Source organism: Sphingomonadaceae bacterium OTU29LAMAA1 (assembly GCA_024072375.1).
Lineage (GTDB): Bacteria > Pseudomonadota > Alphaproteobacteria > Sphingomonadales > Sphingomonadaceae > Sphingomonas.
Genome location: CP099617.1, coordinates 3,316,671 through 3,334,743, shown reverse-complemented (window position 1 = coordinate 3,334,743; position 18,073 = coordinate 3,316,671). Strand labels below are relative to the sequence as shown.

Annotated in this window: 22 protein-coding genes and 1 pseudogene; 13 read left to right on the top strand and 10 right to left on the bottom strand. The window is 65.8% G+C overall.

The window, feature by feature from the left end:
* Positions 1-104 precede the first annotated feature (104 nt).
* The gene (locus NF699_15985) at positions 105-467 is read right to left on the bottom strand and encodes a response regulator (GenBank protein ID USU04524.1); all 363 of its coding nucleotides are present in this window, start codon (positions 465-467) and stop codon (positions 105-107) included.
* Between the two features lie 35 nt (positions 468-502).
* Here NF699_15985 and NF699_15980 point away from each other — a divergent pair, with 35 nt between their 5' ends.
* The 4 genes from NF699_15980 to NF699_15965 all read left to right on the top strand — a co-directional run bounded on the left by NF699_15980 (position 503) and on the right by NF699_15965 (position 3,184).
* Positions 503-778, top strand: a complete 276-nt coding sequence (locus tag NF699_15980; GenBank protein ID USU04523.1) for a DUF3572 domain-containing protein — start codon at positions 503-505, stop codon at positions 776-778.
* Positions 775-1,398, top strand: coding sequence for an HAD family hydrolase (locus tag NF699_15975; protein USU04522.1), 624 nt, complete (start codon positions 775-777; stop codon positions 1,396-1,398). The genes NF699_15980 and NF699_15975 overlap by 4 nt, the downstream gene beginning before the upstream one ends.
* Before the next feature lie 34 nt (positions 1,399-1,432).
* Positions 1,433-1,897, top strand: coding sequence for a RidA family protein (locus NF699_15970; GenBank protein ID USU04521.1), 465 nt, complete (start codon positions 1,433-1,435; stop codon positions 1,895-1,897).
* A gap of 150 nt (positions 1,898-2,047) precedes the next feature.
* On the top strand, positions 2,048-3,184 hold the full coding sequence (locus tag NF699_15965; protein ID USU04520.1) for a GNAT family N-acetyltransferase: 1,137 nt from the start codon (positions 2,048-2,050) through the stop codon (positions 3,182-3,184).
* Between the two features lie 319 nt (positions 3,185-3,503).
* Here the strand turns inward: NF699_15965 and NF699_15960 are convergent, their stop codons facing one another.
* The 5 genes from NF699_15960 to rpmG all read right to left on the bottom strand — a co-directional run bounded on the left by NF699_15960 (position 3,504) and on the right by rpmG (position 8,236).
* Complete coding sequence (locus tag NF699_15960) at positions 3,504-3,980, bottom strand: nuclear transport factor 2 family protein (protein ID USU04519.1); 477 nt, start codon at positions 3,978-3,980, stop codon at positions 3,504-3,506.
* A 13-nt stretch (positions 3,981-3,993) separates the two neighbouring features.
* Positions 3,994-4,971: a beta-lactamase family protein gene (locus NF699_15955; GenBank protein ID USU04518.1), complete on the bottom strand. Its 978-nt coding sequence runs from the start codon at positions 4,969-4,971 to the stop codon at positions 3,994-3,996.
* A gap of 238 nt (positions 4,972-5,209) precedes the next feature.
* Positions 5,210-6,859: a hypothetical protein gene (locus tag NF699_15950; protein ID USU04517.1), complete on the bottom strand. Its 1,650-nt coding sequence runs from the start codon at positions 6,857-6,859 to the stop codon at positions 5,210-5,212.
* Positions 6,860-6,961: 102 nt separating this feature from the next.
* Positions 6,962-7,711, bottom strand: coding sequence for a methyl-accepting chemotaxis protein (locus tag NF699_15945; GenBank protein ID USU07121.1), 750 nt, complete (start codon positions 7,709-7,711; stop codon positions 6,962-6,964).
* A 357-nt stretch (positions 7,712-8,068) separates the two neighbouring features.
* Positions 8,069-8,236 carry a 50S ribosomal protein L33 gene (gene rpmG / locus NF699_15940; protein USU04516.1) on the bottom strand — a complete coding sequence of 56 codons (168 nt, stop codon included), beginning with the start codon at positions 8,234-8,236 and terminating at the stop codon, positions 8,069-8,071.
* Positions 8,237-8,443: 207 nt separating this feature from the next.
* On the opposite strand from rpmG, the gene NF699_15935 reads away from it, so the two are divergent.
* The 3 genes from NF699_15935 to NF699_15925 all read left to right on the top strand — a co-directional run bounded on the left by NF699_15935 (position 8,444) and on the right by NF699_15925 (position 9,904).
* A complete protein-coding gene (locus NF699_15935) occupies positions 8,444-8,749 on the top strand; it encodes a hypothetical protein (protein ID USU04515.1) in 306 nt (101 codons plus the stop codon).
* Between the two features lie 13 nt (positions 8,750-8,762).
* Positions 8,763-9,317 (top strand): TMEM165/GDT1 family protein, encoded by a 555-nt coding sequence (locus tag NF699_15930; GenBank protein USU04514.1) that lies wholly within the window; start codon positions 8,763-8,765, stop codon positions 9,315-9,317.
* A 95-nt stretch (positions 9,318-9,412) separates the two neighbouring features.
* On the top strand, positions 9,413-9,904 hold the full coding sequence (locus NF699_15925; GenBank protein ID USU04513.1) for a DNA starvation/stationary phase protection protein: 492 nt from the start codon (positions 9,413-9,415) through the stop codon (positions 9,902-9,904).
* A gap of 130 nt (positions 9,905-10,034) precedes the next feature.
* On the opposite strand, the gene NF699_15920 is transcribed toward NF699_15925, so the two are convergent.
* Positions 10,035-10,850, bottom strand: coding sequence for a metallophosphoesterase (locus NF699_15920; GenBank protein USU04512.1), 816 nt, complete (start codon positions 10,848-10,850; stop codon positions 10,035-10,037).
* A 50-nt stretch (positions 10,851-10,900) separates the two neighbouring features.
* Between NF699_15920 and NF699_15915 the strand changes: the two genes are divergently transcribed.
* Together NF699_15915 and NF699_15910 are read left to right on the top strand one after the other, a co-directional pair.
* Positions 10,901-12,496, top strand: coding sequence for a cisplatin damage response ATP-dependent DNA ligase (locus NF699_15915; protein ID USU07120.1), 1,596 nt, complete (start codon positions 10,901-10,903; stop codon positions 12,494-12,496).
* Positions 12,497-12,588: 92 nt separating this feature from the next.
* On the top strand, positions 12,589-12,975 hold the full coding sequence (locus NF699_15910; GenBank protein USU04511.1) for a hypothetical protein: 387 nt from the start codon (positions 12,589-12,591) through the stop codon (positions 12,973-12,975).
* Between the two features lie 73 nt (positions 12,976-13,048).
* Here the strand turns inward: NF699_15910 and NF699_15905 are convergent, their stop codons facing one another.
* The 3 genes and pseudogenes from NF699_15905 to NF699_15895 form a co-directional block, all read right to left on the bottom strand.
* Positions 13,049-13,897 (bottom strand): glutaminyl-peptide cyclotransferase, encoded by an 849-nt coding sequence (locus tag NF699_15905; protein ID USU04510.1) that lies wholly within the window; start codon positions 13,895-13,897, stop codon positions 13,049-13,051.
* Positions 13,898-14,021: 124 nt separating this feature from the next.
* The gene (locus tag NF699_15900) at positions 14,022-14,195 is read right to left on the bottom strand and encodes a cold-shock protein (protein ID USU07119.1); all 174 of its coding nucleotides are present in this window, start codon (positions 14,193-14,195) and stop codon (positions 14,022-14,024) included.
* A gap of 201 nt (positions 14,196-14,396) precedes the next feature.
* Positions 14,397-14,579, bottom strand: a pseudogene (locus NF699_15895) (cold-shock protein).
* 608 nt (positions 14,580-15,187) lie between these two features.
* On the opposite strand from NF699_15895, the gene NF699_15890 reads away from it, so the two are divergent.
* The 4 genes from NF699_15890 to lptB all read left to right on the top strand — a co-directional run bounded on the left by NF699_15890 (position 15,188) and on the right by lptB (position 17,989).
* The gene (locus NF699_15890; protein USU04509.1) at positions 15,188-15,808 is read left to right on the top strand and encodes a ribonuclease D; all 621 of its coding nucleotides are present in this window, start codon (positions 15,188-15,190) and stop codon (positions 15,806-15,808) included.
* A 57-nt stretch (positions 15,809-15,865) separates the two neighbouring features.
* Complete coding sequence (gene lptC / locus NF699_15885) at positions 15,866-16,507, top strand: LPS export ABC transporter periplasmic protein LptC (protein ID USU04508.1); 642 nt, start codon at positions 15,866-15,868, stop codon at positions 16,505-16,507.
* Between the two features lie 5 nt (positions 16,508-16,512).
* A complete protein-coding gene (locus NF699_15880; protein USU04507.1) occupies positions 16,513-17,040 on the top strand; it encodes an LptA/OstA family protein in 528 nt (175 codons plus the stop codon).
* Between the two features lie 169 nt (positions 17,041-17,209).
* A complete protein-coding gene (gene lptB / locus NF699_15875) occupies positions 17,210-17,989 on the top strand; it encodes an LPS export ABC transporter ATP-binding protein (GenBank protein ID USU04506.1) in 780 nt (259 codons plus the stop codon).
* Positions 17,990-18,073 lie beyond the last annotated feature (84 nt).

The following is an 18,073-nucleotide window of genomic DNA, read 5'->3' as shown; positions in this document are numbered from 1 at the left end:
CGGAAAGGCTGGAGGCGCGCGCTATTCCCCTCGCCGCAGAGTGGACCCCGGAACAAGTCCGGGGTGACGACGTCCCTGGGGTGATCTCGGCCCGATCAGGCAAATCACACTAACGCGTTCACCGCATCCATGAACCGAGCCAGGCTGATCGGCTTCGACACGTACGACCTAGCCCCCGCCGCCCGAATCCGCTCCTCGTCGTCCCGCCCCGCGTAGGCGGTCACCGCCATCACCGGAATCGCCCGCAGCACCTCGTCCGCCATCAGCTCCAGGATCAGCTCATACCCCGTCACATGCGGCATCTGGATGTCCATGATGATCAGGTCCGGCACGAACTCGCGCGCCCGCGCCACCGCCTCGCGTCCGTCGCGCACCGGCTCGGCGACGAACTCGTGCGCCCGCAACAGGTCGCAGAACAGCTTCAGATTGAGTTCGTTGTCCTCGACAACGAGCACCCGTTTCGCCACGTGCGTCACCAGCCTTTCAAACCGGGACGATAGCAATGCGCACGCGCGATACAAACCTTCCCGATGCGGACGTGCTCGGATTGCAGGCATTGGTCTGGGCGATCGGCGAGCCAGACCGCGCCGACCGCCTGATCGCGGTCACCGGCCTCGACCCCGACGACCTGCGCGCCCGGGCCGGGGAGCCTGCGGTCCTCGCCGCCGTTATCGGCTATCTCGAATCCTACGAACCCGATCTTGTCGCCTGCGCGTCCGCGCTCGGCGTCCCCCCACAGGCGCTGGTCGCCGCCCACGAAGCCCTGGAGGCCCGATGAAGCCGCTGCTGATCTCCGATTGCGACGAAGTCCTCCTCCACATGGTCAAGCATTTCGGCGTCTGGCTGGGTGAGACGCACGATATCGATTTCGCCCCCGACGGTGCGGATTTCACCAACAGCATGCGCCGCCGCGACAATGGCGCCGTCCCGACCCGCGAGGAAATGTGGGCGATGCTCGGCGGCTTCTTCCCGGCCGAAATGCACCGCCAGACCCTCGTCCCCCACGCCGCCGAAGCCCTCACACAGCTCGCGGAACGCGCCGACATCGTCATCCTCACCAACATCACCGACGCCTGCAAGACCGCGCGACTCGATCAACTCGCGAAGTTCGGCATCGAACACCGCGTCGAATGCAATCAGGGCGGCAAGGGTGATCCCGTCGCGCGCCTCGTCGCGGAACACGGCAACCCGGTCACGGTGTTCGTCGACGACCTCGCCGTCCACCACGAATCGGTCTCGCGCCACGCCCCCGGCGTCCACCGCCTCCACATGGTCTCCGAACCGACGCTCGCCCCCAACGTCCCCAGGGCCGAACACGCCCACGCCCGCATCGACGACTGGCGCGAAGCCGCCGACTGGATCGAGGCGAAGTTCGACGCCGGCGTGCCGGCCGCCTAAACCCCTCCCCCAAACCCGCAAGAAGGACCCACCCATGACCACGCACGTCGACCGCAAGCTCGAAGAACTCGGCCTCACCCTCCCCGAAGCCGCCGCCCCGGTCGCCGCCTACGTCCCCGTCGTAGAAGCCGGCGGCATGCTCCACCTCTCGGGCCAATTGCCCTTCAAGGACGGCCAGCTCGTCAAGGGCCGCCTCGGCGACGGCGTCTCGCTGGAAGACGGTCAGGAAGCCGCGAAGCTCTGCGGCCTGATGATCGTGGCGCAGGTCAAGAAGCACCTCGGCGGCGACCTCTCGCGGATCAAGCGCGTCGTGAAGCTCGGCGTCTTCGTCAACAGCCACGCCGATTTCACCGACCAGCCGAAGGTCGCCAACGGCGCATCCGAACTGATGGTCGCGCTGTTCGGCGACGCCGGCAAGCACGCCCGCAGCGCGGTCGGCGTCCCCGTCCTGCCGTTGGGCGCAGCGGTCGAAGTCGACGCCATCATCGAACTGGCCTGACCCCACGTGCTCCTGCGCACGCAGGAGCCCAGGGTTACCAAGCGCACCGCTCGAAACTCCGGGTTCCCATGTTCGCAGGAACACGCCCCCCTCCGCAAGCGCCGATAGCGCCCCTATATCAGCGACGATGTCAGCCCCGCTCCACGCCGCATGACCCAGGTCGCCGCCCGCCTCGTCGACGGCGTCCGCGCCATCCCGCCCGAACAATGGGACGCCTGCGCCGGCACCACCAACCCCTTCGTCAGCCACGCCTTCCTGTCGGCGCTCGAAGACTCCGCCAGCACCGGCAACCGCTCCGGCTGGCAACCGATCCCGATCGTCGTCGACGGCGCGGACGGCACCCCCGCCGCCATCGCCCCCGCCTATGCCAAGAGCCACAGCCAGGGCGAATACGTCTTCGACCACGCCTGGGCCGACGCATGGGAGCGCGCCGGGGGAGCATACTATCCCAAGCTCCAGATCGCCGCCCCGTTCAGTCCCGTGCCCGGCCCCCGCCTGCTGCTCCGCGATCCCGCCGCCGCCCCCGCGCTGATCGCCGCGCTGGAGGCCGTCACCGACCAGCACGGCCTCTCCTCCGCACACGCCACCTTCCTCGCCCCCGATCAGGTGCCGCTGTTCGAACAGGCCGGCTGGCTGATCCGCGAAGGCACGCAATTCCACTGGGCCAATCAGAATTACGCCACCTTCGACGATTTCCTGGGCGCACTCGCCAGCCGCAAGCGCAAGGCGATCCGCAAGGAACGCGCCGCCGCCGTCGAGGGCCTGACCATCCGCCACCTCACCGGCGCCGACATCCGCGAAGAGCATTGGGACGCCTTCTGGACCTTCTATCAGGACACCGGCAGCCGCAAATGGGGCCAACCCTACCTCAAGCGAGCATTCTTCCCACTGCTGGGGGAACGCATGGGGGACAAGGTGTTGCTGATCCTCGCCGAGCGCGACGGCGTGCCCGTTGCTGGCGCACTGAACCTGATCGGCGAAGACACGCTCTACGGCCGCTACTGGGGCTGCACCGAAGAGGTGCCCTTCCTCCACTTCGAACTCTGCTATTATCAGGCGATCGACGCCGCCATCGCCCGCGGCCTCAAGACCGTCGAGGCCGGAGCCCAAGGCGAACACAAGCTAGCCCGCGGCTACGTCCCCGTCCCCACCTGGTCCGCGCACTACATCCCGGATGCGGGCTTCCGCCGCGCCATCGCCGACTTCCTCATCCGCGAACGCGCCGCCGTGGCACACGAACAATCCTGCCTCACCGAACTCGCCCCGTTCAGAAAGGGCGGCGACTGACGCATCCCCTCCCCTCCCTGCAAGCGAGGGGCCGGGCGTGGGTAGAGGCGTGGCGCTACGTCACCCCGAAGATCATCATTCACCAGAAGCGGACGGCCCGCTTGCGGACACATACCGACGTTCAGGCCGGTGATCCGGGCTTCCGATAACAGCCATTCATCAAGCGCGATCTTTCCCGTTTCTCCGTCTCCGTCCGGCTATTTCGGGAAAGAGCAATCGGGAACAGATTTCGGGAAAGGACGTGCCCCGGGCGGCACTCCGCGCAATCGCTCAGGCGACTGTCCCGCTATGGGTTCCTAATCGGGAAATAGCCGGCGAGCTATCTGCCGGCAGCGCTCCGCTGTTCGGCAGGCGTCGCGGCGCGGTGTCCGTAACTGAGGACGCTGGTGATCCGCCATGCGCCATCCTGTTTCGCCCAGACCATCACGAACTTGGCGATCCCCTCGCATCGGCCTGTCGCCAGTTCGCAGAAGCGGTGTTCGCCTTCCTCGATCGCACCATAGTCCTTGATCGGATAGACATGGAAGGTAGCCGGGATCAGCTCGCGCTTCACCTTCCCGCAGATGTACTTGCGAACGCCGTCCACCATCGCGTCACGCTCGAACGTCGCGCCGCCAGTATCGTGGTAGAAGGCCACCTTAGGATCGAAATAGCCGGAGAAGGCCGGCAGATCGCAGCGATTGTAAGCATCGAACACCTTGGCATCAAGCGTGCCGATCTCCGTCGTCAGCGGATCGGTCGGAGGCGGCACGGGTGTCGCGAGCAATGCCGCGGCAATGGCGATGGTGGTCAACATACTCGTGGTCCTGTCAGTTCATCTGGCCGCGAAGGAAGGCGATCAGCTTTGGATCGCTGCTGGTGCGCTCAAGGATAGGCAGGATGATCCGCCACCCGTTGTCGCTATTGGTCAGGATGACGATCCCGTCACCGCTCGTGCGATCGATCGCGGCGAAGGTGAAGGCCCCGGCATCCTTGCCGGTGTGAAGCATCGTCGCGCCCTTGGGAAAGCCGAGGAGCTGCCAACCCAATCCGAAGCCGGTCGAGGGTGGACACGTCGTCGCCTTCGCTCCGGCGCATATCGCGGGTGTCAGATCGGCTTGCGATTTGCTGCGCTCTGCCGCGACAGACGCGACCAGACCCCGGTCATTGCGGGCATCGATGAGGAAACGCGCATAATCACGCGCTGTCGCGTGAGCCAGATCAGCAGCATTGTATCGCGTCACCCGCCCGACGGGCAGCGGCTTGCCGGTGTCGTCATACGGCACGGCGATCGGCGCCGTCTCACCTTGCGCCGACACATAGCCCGACGCGCGCATATGGGCTGGGGCGAACAGCCAGCGCCCGGCGAGCGTCTCGAACGACTGCCCGGTGCGACGCTCGGCGTAGCGCGCTGCATATTGATACCCTTCGCCCGAATAGCCGGTGGTCGTGCCAGGATCATGATCGAAGGCCAGCCCCTTTGCATCGCGCCAGTTCGGTAATCCCGTGCGATGGCTCAGCGCCATTCGGACCGTCAGCTTCATCCGCCGGGGATCGCGCGACAGGTCGGGGTCGCTCCAGTAGCGGTCCATCGGCTCATCAAGCGACAGCTTGCCGGCCGACACCAGCCGCAGAATGACCTCCGCCGTCAGCGGCTTCGTCAGCGAGGCTAGATTGTAGGGCGTGGCGACGGTGGTCGCACGGTTGGGGCCAGCCATGCCCCAAGCTGCAGTCGAGACGATCCGTCCGTTGCGTATCACGGCGACTGAAGCACTCTCCACGCGATGTTCGCGTAGGGTTGTGGTCATATCCGGCAGAGAGGCTTTGGCTCTGGCGTCCGCCATCGAGGCGCAAGCCAGCAGCCCGATCAAACTGCCGTGAACCGTCCGCTTCAGGAGATTGGCTGTATTACTCATGTGCAACAGTTAGCGGCGTCGAAGCTTGGCTGCAACATGGATCGTATTTCCATCGCGGTGACGAACGTGAGAACCGCTCCGGAGATTCCCAAAATACCATCCTTTTTGAGAAAGGCGGCAGCCCCCCTCCTTAATCCCTCGCCACGCCACTCTCACCCGGCGGCGGCGGCACCATCGGCGGCCTCGGCAGCCGGCGCGGCGGCAGCAGCGCCGGGTCCAGCACCACGCTGGCGGGCGTCTGGTCGTCGATCCGGTACAGGACGTCGCGTCCGCTCTGCCAGACCGGCGTCAGCCCGGTCAGGAACTCGGCCTCCACCGTCGGCGGATTGATCAGCCAGACGTAATCGAAGGCGTGCCGCGGCAGGAACGCCAGCGACACCTTCAACGGCCTCCACCACTCCCCCCGACACCGTCGGTCGGTGACCAGTTGCGAGGGGTCATGCGCGAAGCGGCCGGCGATGGGATAGCGCACCGTCAGCAACTGCCCGCCCGCCATCGACCATTGGTCGTTGGCGAAGGCGATCTTGCGCTCCAGTGCCAGCCCGGCGGCATGCTCCAGCCGGGTCGATGTCCAGTCGTCGCGGCACGTCCGCCCGACCATCGTCAATAGCCGCGCGCCCTCCGGCACGTGATCCAGCGCCGCCAGCGTCCGGTCGTAATCCCTGGCATACAGCCAGTAGCTCACCGTGGTGCCGGCGAGCCGCACCCCGAAGAACGCGAGGCCCAGCGCTGCCAACGTCGCCGCCCCACGGAACGACAGCCCACGCTTTGGCCGCAATGCGATCAGTGCGATGGCCAGTGCGAACGGTGCCAGCCGCATGTCGGCATACGCCGATCCGAACACGATCCGCGGCAGCAATACGAAGATCGCCGTCAGGAACAACGTCGATAGCAGCAGGTTGCGCGAATATTCGACGCGGTCGTCACGCACGCCCTTCAACAGGATCACGAACAGCACGGTCGCGGACGCCAGATCGAACGCCATCCACCGGTCCCGCAGCACCATGATCAGATAGCCGACCTTGGCGCGCCAGTTGAACCAGTCCATCGTCTGGCCGGTAACGTGATCGCCGGATCGCCACAGCACCATCATCGCGAACGGCAACGCCAGCGGCAGGCAGCCGATACCCGCCCTCACCCAGCTTTCCAGCCAGTGGCCGCTCTGTCGATCCTTGCGCACGTCATGCTGCCGGATCATCTCGGCAGAGAATGCGAGGATGCCGAGCACACCCCAGCCGAACGTGTGGCAAATCCACAGCACGCACGACAGCGGCACGAACAGCAAGGCTCGCAGCCGCACGGCCCCCAGCCGCCCCATCCGCAGCCACAGCGCGAACAGATTGAGCGCCAGCGCCATCGACAAAGCGAAGTTCACGAAGCCGAACTGGAAGGGATAACCATATGCGAGCGGCAGTGCGAACAGGGCCGTCGCCGGAATGCGGCCGTGAACCTCGCGCGCGATCCACAGCAGACCGGATACCGTCAGCGCCGGGATGGCCATCACCACCAGCTTGACCGCCAGTTCCAGCCCAAAGATCGGCGCCAGCGGTTCGATCAACAGGTCGACGCCCAGATTGCCGATCATCGACCAGCGGAAGTCATACCATTCCGCCAGCCAGGGATAGGACGCGCCGTCCAGCTGGACGCGATACCGGCCCATATGGCCCGGCAGGTCGACCAGCGGCGGGATCGTCGGCCACAGCAAGGGGATCATCGTCGCGATCACCACCGCCACGACGAACCACCGCGTTTGCCACCAGTGCAGCTTATGCCCCTGCATCGCCCTGCCTTAGGGGCTGGAAGCGGCGTCCGACAAGTATTGTCGCGCAATAGTCCCGTCGCAGTGCGGCGAACGGAGGTCCCGCATGACGGGCGCCCCCCCTCACGCGTCGTTCGGCAGCAGCATGTTTCCCGCCGGGATGCGATCGACCGCGCCCTGTGCCGAGGCGTCGAGGCGTGTGCGCTGCGCCACCATCGCGCCGGCGCGTTCGGTCGCGGCCCGGGTATCCCCCGCCAGTTTCTTGACCTCGGTCGCGACCACCGCGAACCCCTGACCCGCCGTGCCCGCACGCGCCGCCTCGATCGCCGCGTTCAGCGCGAGCAGATTGGTCTGCTTGGCGATCTGCTGGATCGACGTGACGATCTCGCCCAGTTCGGTCATCGTACCCTCCAGCGTCCGGCTGCGCTCTTCCAGCGCGGACTGGTATCGCCGGCTTTCGTCGAGCAACGCCTGCGCCTGCCGTTCCAGTTGCACCTGCCGGGTGATGTCGGTCGCGATCTTCAGGACCCGGCGGGGAATCCCCTCGTCGAAGATCGGATTGTACGTCGCCTGCAACCACAGGGGCGCACCATCGGCCCGTCGGCGCTGATATTCTCCGCTGGCGAAATCCCCGTTGCGCAAACCGCTCCAGAGCGCGCGATATCCTGCGGAATCCGACACCTCGGCCGGGCAGAGCAGGCGATGGTGCGCGCCGATCACCTCTTCCATGCGATACCCGATTAGGGTCAGGAACCGGTCGTTGGCCCAGGTGAAGCGGCCCTCCATATCGAATTCCGCGACGGCTTCGGAACGGCAGACGGCGGCCCATGCGGCCGTGCAATAACCGGCGCTCGGGCTCTTCTCGCCGGGCATCGAGATTCGGTGATAGGTCACGCGACCGCCCCTAGACGCCTGCCCTGCGGAGAACGCTGATCGACGTTAGCCGCCATCGCCATGGCGGCGTCCGGAGACAAAAAAACCAAGGGCGGCATCCTCATAGCGAGAATACCGCCCCTGGCCCGTAGTGACGCGATACAGGGCGGCCGAACGATCCGGCCACCATGTGCCGCTATGCCCGGCGAACATGAACGCAATGTGTCCGAAGCAGGTCCGGCATGAGGCAACCGGTCGGGAGAAGTGCTGACGCAACGAAGGCCCCCGAAGCACAAGGCTCCGAAGGCTTTCGCGAAACAAGCAACGATACCGGCGGACGTGATGCCGCCGGCGGGATTACTTGATCTTGGCTTCCTTGAACTCGACATGCTTGCGCACGACCGGATCGTACTTGCTGAAGCTCAGCTTCTCGGTCTTCGTGCGCGGGTTCTTCTTGGTGACGTAGAAGAAGCCGGTGTCGGCGGTGCTGACGAGCTTGATCTTGACGGTAGTCGGCTTGGCCATGAGCCCTAATCCTGAAAACAAGGAGAGCGGCAGCACCAACGCCGCCGCTCAATCAGTCGCGGCGCATGGCGGATGAGGCGACCGAAGTCAACCGCGCGACGCCCGAAACACCCCTCTTAACCGACCCCTTACCATTGCAGGCGCAGGATCACGTGTGAAAAAGATGGAGCGGGGCAAATGGGGCAGGCAGTCGATGGTGAAATGACCATGATAGAATCGGTGCGCGCGGATCTTGCCGCGCGAATCGCCGCCATCGATGTGAAGGCGCCCTATACGTGCGCTCGCGACCTCAAGCCGGATATCAACCAGATCCGATTGATCGCCCATCGCAACGGACTGAACCCGGCCGTCACCGTCGCGCATTTCGTGGATTCGGCACTGTCCCGCGGCGAACATGGTGCACTCGTCCATGGCTGGTTGTCGGTGCTGGGCGACGCCGTCGCCTGCGATCGTCAGGACGTGCGTGCCTGCGACGCCTTCGCTGCCGCCTGCTCGGTACGGCTGGCCGGCTAGCATGGATGCGCTGATGGCGGCACTGGTTGCCGCCGCTCTGGCGCAGGTCGGCGATCGTCCGGCGTGGCTCGCCGCGATCCTCGGCGACCGGTATCGCGCGCCGGGACTCGTCATCGCGATGGCGGCGCTTGCACTACTCGGTGCGGGCCTGCTTGCCGCCGCGCTGGGGGCGTTGCTCGCGCCGCAGCTGACACCCGAGGCGAAGCAGCTGTTTCTGGCCATGTCGCTCCTGTTTCAGGGTGGCGGCGCCCTGTTCCCCGTCAAGGCGCCAGACCGTCTTGCCGGCTGGCGGATCGGCGCTGCCGCGACCAGCCTCATCGGCCTGTTCATCCTTGCCTTCGGTGACGGCGTGCAATTCGTCGTCCTCGCGCTCGCGGTACGCGCGGAACTGCCGTGGATGGCCGCCGTCGGCGCCATGCTGGGCTCGCTGGCGGTCGTCGTTCCTGCCGTGGTGCTGGGCGAACGCGGCTGGACGGCGCTTCCGCTCGTCGCCATGCGCCGGACTATCGCAGCGCTGTTCATCGTCGCCGCAATCTGGCTTGGACTCGGCGCACTTCGCCTGATCTAGCGCGCCGATCACACCGGCTCGTAAAATGCCCCCACCAACGGAGCATTTCCGCCATCGGATCGTTGCCGCAACGATCCCATTCGACGGAGTTTCCCATGGCAGACATCAATCCCGCGCTGAACACGCCGACTGACCTCAGCAACACTCGCAGCGTCGCCGACGCGCTGAACGCATCGTTAGCCGACTGCTACGCACTCTATCTCAAGACCAAGAACTTCCATTGGCACGTGTCCGGCCCGCATTTCCGGGACTATCATCTGATGCTCGACGATCAGGCGGCGCAGATTCTCGGTGTGACCGATGCCATCGCCGAAAGGGTGCGCAAGACCGGCAACACCACGTTGCGGTCGATCGGCGATATCAGCCGTCGCCAGACGATCGCCGACAATGACAAGGATTTCGTCAATGCCGCGGCGATGCTCGCCGAGCTGCGCGAAGACAATCTGAAGCTCGTCGAAAGCTTTCGTGTCGTGAAGGATGCGGCCGACGACGCGAAGGACAATGCAACCAGCGGTATCGTCGACGAATGGACCGACCAGGCCGAGGAGCGTGCCTGGTTCCTGTTCGAGGCCAGCCGCAAGGGCTAAGCCCCGATGCCGATCCTTCCAGCGTTCCCCTGGCGCGGCCAGGGAAACGCTGCCGGGATCAGGTATCGGTTACCAGGGCGATACACCGTTCGGCGTGCACATGGCCCACAAGCCGGTCCACAAGGGCGCCTCACCCGCCCAGCGTCACCAGCCACACGTCAGCCGGCGCCCGGAACCGCAGCGGCACGCCGCTTGTTCCCAGCCCCGCAGTGATCACCGTCGTTAACCCGCCCCGGCGGACCAGTCCGCACATCAGCCCCGGTTTCCAGAACACCCGCGGCGCCCCGATGATCGGCAGCACACCCTGCCCGCAATGCGTATGTCCAGCGAACAACACCCCGATCCCCGGTGGCACTCCCAGCGACAGATCGGGCGAATGAGTCAGGATCACCTTCGCGCCCGCTAGCGCCGCCATTGCCCGCAGCGTCGCTGGCAAATCGTCGTGCCCGCTGAACGCGTCCCCCGCGCCACCGATCGCCAGTGGCCCTCGTCTGACCGCCGCGTTATCGAGCACCGTCACCCCCGCCCGCCGCAACCCCGACGCGATCGTCTCGGGCATGGATTGGTCATGGTTGCCGAGCACCGCCACCACACCCAAAGGGGCGCTTAACCGGGACAGGGGCGCGACCAGATCGCGCGCGCCCGCCCGCGCCACGTCCACGTCGTGCCCCGCAACATAGTCGCCGCCGATCAGCACGAGGTCCGGCCGCAGCTCATCGATCTGCGCGACAATCCGCGTCAGGCGATCCCCGTCCATCGTACTGTTGCCGATATGGATATCGCTGATCAGCGCCACGGTCACCGGCTTCGCTCCTGCGGGCCAGTCCGGCAACGCCAGCCGCGTCCGCCGCAGCACGGGATCGGCGAGCGCGTTGAGGTGCCACCATCCCGCCACGCCCGGCAGCAGCGCCAGCCCCGCAGCCAGGATCCAGAGCAAAGTCCGCATTGTGGCAGCCGTAACGGGAGCGGATCGATCGCGCCATGCGTTTGCCCCCCATGCACGCTTTTGCCGCGCTCCTTGATTCGCTCATCTACACCCGCGGGCGTAATGCGAAGCTGAAGCTGATCGTCGACTATCTCCACGCCACCCCCGACCCCGACCGTGGATGGGCGATGGCGGCGCTGACAGGCGATCTCGACTTGCCCGGCGTGAAGCCTGCCCAGATTCGCGCGTTGATCGAGGCGCGGGTCGATCCCGTCCTCTTCCGGATGAGCCGCGATTACGTCGGGGATACGGCCGAAACCGTCGCGCTGCTCTGGCCTGCACCCGTGCCGCCGCCTGTCGCCGCCGAGCCGGTATCGATCACCGCAACGGTCGACGCGCTCCGCCATCTGTCGCGGTCCGATGCGCCCGCGGTACTCGCCGACATGCTGGACCGCCTGGATGCCGAGGAACGCTTTGCGCTCCTTAAGATGGCGACCGGCGGCCTCCGCATCGGCGTGTCCGCGCGTCTTGCCAAGACCGCGCTGGCGCAGGCGTTCGGGCTGAATGTCGATGCCGTCGAAGAGGTGTGGCACGGCCTTTCGCCGCCCTACGTCTCGCTGTTCGCCTGGGCAGAGGGCACCGGCGAACAACCGACGCCCGCCGACGTCCCGGTCTTCCGCCCGTTCATGCTCGCGCACGGACTCGAGGACGCGCAGGTCGACCTCGCCGACTATGCCGCCGAATGGAAATGGGATGGCATCCGCGTCCAGATCGTCCACGTTTCTGGCCAGACCCGCCTCTACAGCCGCACCGGCGACGACGTTACCGGCAGCTTCCCCGACGTTGCCGCCGCGTTCACCACCCCTGGCACCGTCGATGGCGAACTGCTGGTGAAAGGGGAGGTCCAGGGCGGCGCGCTGGAAGACGGCGGGGGCGCGGCAAGCTTCAACGCGCTCCAGCAGCGCCTCGGCCGCAAGACCGTCTCGGCGAAGATGCTGGCCGATTATCCAGCCTTCGTCCGCCTTTACGACATCCTGCTCGACGGTCCCGAAGATCTGCGCGCCCTTCCCTGGACCGAGCGCCGCGCCCGGCTCGAGGCGTTCGTCCCCGGTCTTGACCCCCATCGGTTTGACATCAGCCAGGTAATCGAGGCCGCGAGCTTCACCGAACTGGAGGCGATCCGCGCCGGCGCCCGCGACTCCGCGATCGAGGGCGTCATGCTCAAGCGCCGCGATTCGCCCTACGTCGGCGGCCGACGTGCCGGCCTGTGGTACAAATGGAAGCGCGATCCGCTCACCGCCGATTGCGTCGTCATGTACGCCCAGCGCGGCAACGGTCGCCGCTCATCCTATTACAGCGACTATACGTTCGGCTGCTGGACCGAAGAGGGCGAGCTACTTCCCGTGGGCAAGGCCTATTCCGGCATCACCGACGAGGAATTGCGCATGCTCGACAGCTTCGTCCGCCGCCACACCCTCAATCGCTTCGGTCCGGTCCGCGAGGTGGAAAAGACGATGGTGCTGGAGATCGCGTTCGATTCGATCCACACCTCGACACGCCACAAATCCGGCATCGCCATGCGCTTTCCGCGGATCGCGCGGATACGAACAGACAAACCGGCGGCGGAGGCGGACCGGGTGGAGACGCTGAAGCGGCTGGTGACCTGAAGCGATCGCCGCCATATCCGCCGTCCGGCTAGGATTACAGGTGCACGTCGGGCAAAGATGCCGGCACATCTTTTCGGAAAGCGCCGCTCTCCATGTTTCACGTCGACTATGATGCCTGTGCCAATGCCCTGATCCTCACCGTCAAAGGGTTCTGGCGACCGGAAGATGTCACCCCTTTCGCCGCGCGGGTCGGTGCGAAGGCACAGGAAGCAAGGGCAATCAGGCCGGATTTCAACGTCATCGTCGAGTCACTCGAATTTCCGGTTCAGGCCAATGACGTGGCGGACATGCTGGTCCATATCATGCGCGGAGGTATGGCCCTCACGACGGGGCGTGCCGCGGTCGTCGTCGGCAGCCACCTCAACAAGGCACAGGCGGAGCGAACCCTCGTCCATCCTCGCGTTCGCGTGTTCCTGCAGCTGGATGCGGCAAAGCGCTGGCTGGCCACCACGGATGAAGACTATGCACGAACGGCATGAGCAGGCGATGGAATGTCGATCGACATGTCGCAAAGGAGGCGCGCCGGGGTCGCATCGCAAGTCGCAATTGTCCTTAGCCCGCTCGGCCAACCTCTTCGCCGATTTTGATCTCGAACAGCGTCGGCCAGTATTTGCCCGTGACGAACAAACGGTCGCTGGCGGCGTCGTAGGCGATGCCGTTCGCAACCGCGTCCGGATCGCTGTTCGCGATCTCCGCGACCAGCGGCCGCAGGTCGATCAGCCCGTCCACCTTGCCGGTGGCGGGATCGATCCGTGCGATGAACCCGCTCATCCATATGTTCGCGAGAATCCGCCCCTGCCGGTATTCCAGCTCGTTGAGTTTCTGAAGCGGCCGGCCGTTCATCGTGACCGCAATCCGGCCGCGTTCGGCAAAGCTCACCGGGTCCATGCGGCGCAGCGTCGGCGTACCATCTGACAGGATGATCCCGGTCGCGTCGCTGGTCATGCCCCAGCCCTCGCCGGTATAGCGGAACGGCTTTACCGCCTGCTTCAGTGTCGGCAGTGTCCAGCGGAAACCGAGGCCGGTCTTCCACGTCACGCTCAGCAGCGTGTTCTTCCAGCAACCAATGCCTTCGCCGAACAACTCCGGCGCGATGCGACCCCGCGCAAGCACCTTGCCATCCGTAAGTGAGACCCGGCGAACATCCGACGCGCCTTCCTTGCCCGTGCTCTCGTACAGCGCGCCGTTGCAGAACAGCAGCCCTTCGGTGAACGCGCCGGTGTCATGCGGCATCCGTGCGACCACCGTTGCCGCATAGACCGGCACGCCTGCTTCAGGCGCGACCGCAGCGGGTTGTGCCGGGGTCGCGGTCGTAACCGGAGCCGGAGCCGCAGGCTGCTGCGCCTGCCATGCGACACCGCCGAACACGCCAACGATCCCCAGCGCCAATGCCACCTTCACCACACGCATTCCTCTGCCATTCCGCGAACTATGTCGCCGGGACCTCGCATCTCCGGCCACAAAACGCAAAAGGCCCGGCACCGCTGATGCGGGGCCGGGCCTTTCGTTGGCGAATCAGGGAAGCTTACGCGGCCGACAGATTTACCGCGGCGTACTTGCCGCGACGGTCGACCTCGAGTTCGAACTGGAGCTTGTCGCCCTCGTTCAGCGTGGACATGCCGGCGCGCTCGACGGCCGAGATGTGCACGAATGCATCGGGCTGTCCGTCATCGCGCTGAATGAAGCCGAAGCCCTTCATCGCGTTGAAGAATTTGACGGTACCCGTTGCCTTCTCACCGGTCAGCTGACGCTGCGGCGCGCCACCGGCGCCACCAGCACCGCCCGGACGCGGACCGCGGTCGCCGAAGCCACCTTCGCGCGGCTCGCGGGGAGCGCGCTCGGACACGGCCATCGGCTCGCCATCGATCTTCAGTTCGGTCGCCGAGATACGGCCGCCGCGATCGACGAGGGTGAAGCCAAGCGGCTGACCTTCTGCGAGCGCGCTCATGCCGGCCTGTTCGACGGCCGAGATGTGCACGAACACGTCTTCGCCGCCGTCATCGCGGACTACGAAGCCGAAGCCCTTCTGCGCGTTGAAGAACTTGACCACGCCGGTGCCTTCGCCAACGACCTGCGGGGGCATGCCGCGGCCGCCGCCGCTGAAGCCGCCACCACCGCCGCCGCCGCCGCCGAAACCGCCGCCGCCGCCGCCACGGAAGCCGCCGCCGCCGCCGCCGAATCCGCCGCGATCACCGCCACCGCCGCCGAAGCTGCTGCCGCCACCGAAGCCGCCGCGGTCACCGCCGCCGAAGCCGCCGCCACCGAAACCACCACCGCCGAAGCTGCTGCCGCCACCGAAGTCGCTGCTGCCGCCGCCGAAATCATCGCGCTTGTCGCGACCACGTCCGCCACGATTGCCGCGGCCACCTTTGTCGTAACCCATAACCCTGTTCGTCTTCCCGGTTCGCCCGCATCCAATCCGTGACAAGAACCCGTGCGCCGGACGACGAACGCGAGCCCTCGGGCGCGAAACCTATTGCGCCTTGGGACTCGTCATAGCGCAGAAAACAAGTCGTCGCGAACAAATTCGTCGTATCTTTCGACCAGTTCGTGGTGATCACCGACCACCGGCGAACCCATTGCCATCAAAGCGCCCTTTTTGCCCATCGCGCACCCGCCTCTGGTTCACATCGGTTCTACCGTCGCGCTTAAATCATTGAGCGATCCGGCGTTGCGGCGTAGGGCGTCGCCATGACCGTACACTTCCACGAGGAAGACCTCCCCGCCGACGTCTTCGCTCCCGGCGCCTCCATCGCCGTCGATACCGAGACGATGGGTCTCATCACGCCACGCGACCGTCTGTGTGTGGTGCAATTGTCCGATGGCGGGCCCGACGAACACCTCGTTCGGTTCGGCCCAGGCAGCGACTATGCCGCACCCAATCTGAAGGCGCTGCTCGCTGATCCCGGCCGGGTGAAGCTGTATCATTACGGCCGTTTCGACATCGCCGCGCTCCAGCATTATCTGGGTATCGTCGCCGGTCCGGCGTACGATACGAAGATCGCATCGCGCCTGATCCGCACCTACACCGATCGTCACGGATTGAAGGAACTGGTCCGCGAATTGCTGGGTCAGGAACTCAGCAAGCAGCAGCAATCGTCCGACTGGGGATCGCCCGAACTGTCGGATGCGCAAAAGGACTACGCCGCCAGCGACGTCCGCTTCCTGCATCGACTGCAGGCCGAACTGAACCGTCGCCTGATTCGCGAAGGCCGGATGGAAATGGCGCAGGCATGCTTCGACTTCCTGCCGACCCGCGCCGCGCTCGACCTTGCCGGGTGGCCCGACATCGACATCTTCGCCCATGCCTGAATCGTCACCCGCGCCAGACCCGCGCCAGCTCGTGTCGGCCCTGACCGGTAGAAGCGCATGAGTTCCGCCGTCGCGCAACGCGTGCGTTCGGCGCGCCAGCGCTGGGCCGCCCCCGGCGGACGCCACGACCGGTTCGTCGCCTCGCTCAACACCGGTCTTCCCGTCGGCATCGGCGTGCTGATGGCATTTCTCGTGATGGCACCGCTGACGGCGAGCAACGAAGTGTCGTTCGTTCTCGACAAGAACAAGGTCGAGGTCGCGAAGGAGCGGATGAAGCTTCAGTCCGCCACCTATCGCGGGCAGGACGACAAGGGGCAGGCCTTCGCGCTCAACGCCGGGTCGGCGGTGCAACAGAGCAGCAGCGTGCCGATCGTCCAGATCAACGGCATGGCCGCCGACCTCGAGCTGGAGGACGGCCCCGCGACGTTGCGCGCCGATCAGGGACGCTACGACCTCAACAGCGAACAGATGAAGGTCGACGGCCCGATCGCGTTTCGCACCGCCAATGGCTATCGCCTCGATACCAGCGATGCGACGATCGATCTCAAATCGCGAACGATGAGCAGTCAGGGCAAGGTCACCGGCACCGTGCCGCAGGGCAATTTCAGCGCGAATACGCTCAACGCGGATCTCGAGGGACGCACCGTGCGGCTCAGCGGCAATGCCCGCTTGCGGTTCGTCCCCGGACGCACGAAATAGCCGCCATGCGCTCGCTCATTCCTCTCGCCCTGCTCGTCGCGGCTCCCCTGGCTGCCCAGACGGCCCATAATTCGAACGCGCCGATCGATTTCGGCGCGGACAACATCGAATTGCAGGACAAGGCGAACCGTGCCGTGCTGTCGGGCAACGTCTCGGTCAAGCAGGCGGCGATGACGCTCAATGCCGCACGGATGACCGTCAGCTATACCGGCCAGGTGGTTGGCGGGAACCCGCAGGTGTCGCGCCTCGATGCGAGTGGCGGTGTCACTGTCCGTCGGCCCGATCAGACCGCCAGAAGTCAGTTCGCGATCTACGATCTCAATCGCCGCGTCATCACCATGCTGGGTGCGGTGACACTGACCCAGGGCGGCAACACCGTCAACGGCGGTCGCCTGACGATCAATCTCGACACCGGACGTGCGGTGATCGACGGATCGTCCGTGCGCGGATCGAGCGGCGCGACCGGGGGCACCACGTCGGCGAGCCCCGGCGGTCGGGTGACCGGCACCTTCTCCGTACCCAAGCGCAACTAACCCTCCCCCCGCAGGGGGGAGGGCGACCGCGCGCCCACATCACCGCAGCCATCCCGCATCTCGTCGGAAGGGGCTTCCCTCCGTCGCCTGCGCGCGCCATGACGCATCCCATGCACGAACCCTGCCAAGGCAGGAGTTCGGTAACCTATTGCTGCGAGGCATCACGCCCATGGACGCCGCCGTTTCCGACCTGCAAACCGCCGAGGCGATCCACGAACCGCCAGTCAACCGCGGCCTGCAGGCGATCTCGATCGCCAAATCCTATGACAAGCGCATCGTCCTTACCGACGTGTCGGTGTCGGTCGATCGCGGCGAGGTGGTCGGCCTGCTCGGCCCCAACGGCGCCGGCAAGACGACGTGCTTCTATTCGGTGATGGGGCTGGTGAAGCCCGATTCGGGCCGGATCATGCTCGACGGCGAAGACATCACCAAGCTGCCGATGTACCGTCGGGCGATCCTCGGCCTCGGCTACCTGCCGCAGGAAACCAGCATCTTCCGCGGCCTGTCGATCGAAAAGAACATAGCCTCGGTGCTCGAACTCTCCGAACCGGATGCCTCGGCGCGTCCCGCCAAGCTCGACAAGCTGCTCGACGAATTCGGCCTCACCCGGTTGCGCTCCAGCCCGGCGATGGCATTGTCGGGCGGCGAGCGTCGCCGGGCAGAGATCGCCCGCGCGCTGGCGGCGGATCCGTCGATCATGCTGCTTGACGAACCGTTCGCCGGCATCGACCCGATCTCGATCGCCGACATCCGCGATCTGGTCAAAGACCTCAAGCGCCGCGACATCGGCGTGCTGATCACCGACCATAACGTCCGCGAAACGCTCGACATCGTCGATCGCGCCTACATCATCTACGACGGCCGCGTGCTGTTCGCAGGATCGCCCGAAGAACTGGTGGCCGACGCCAACGTCCGCCGCCTGTATCTGGGCGAGGGCTTCTCGCTGTAGGGTATGGGTCGATCATCTACCTTGGCCCTCGCCCGCAAGGGGGAGGTGGCGCCGCGAAGCGGTGACGGAGGGGGAGGTAAGCGA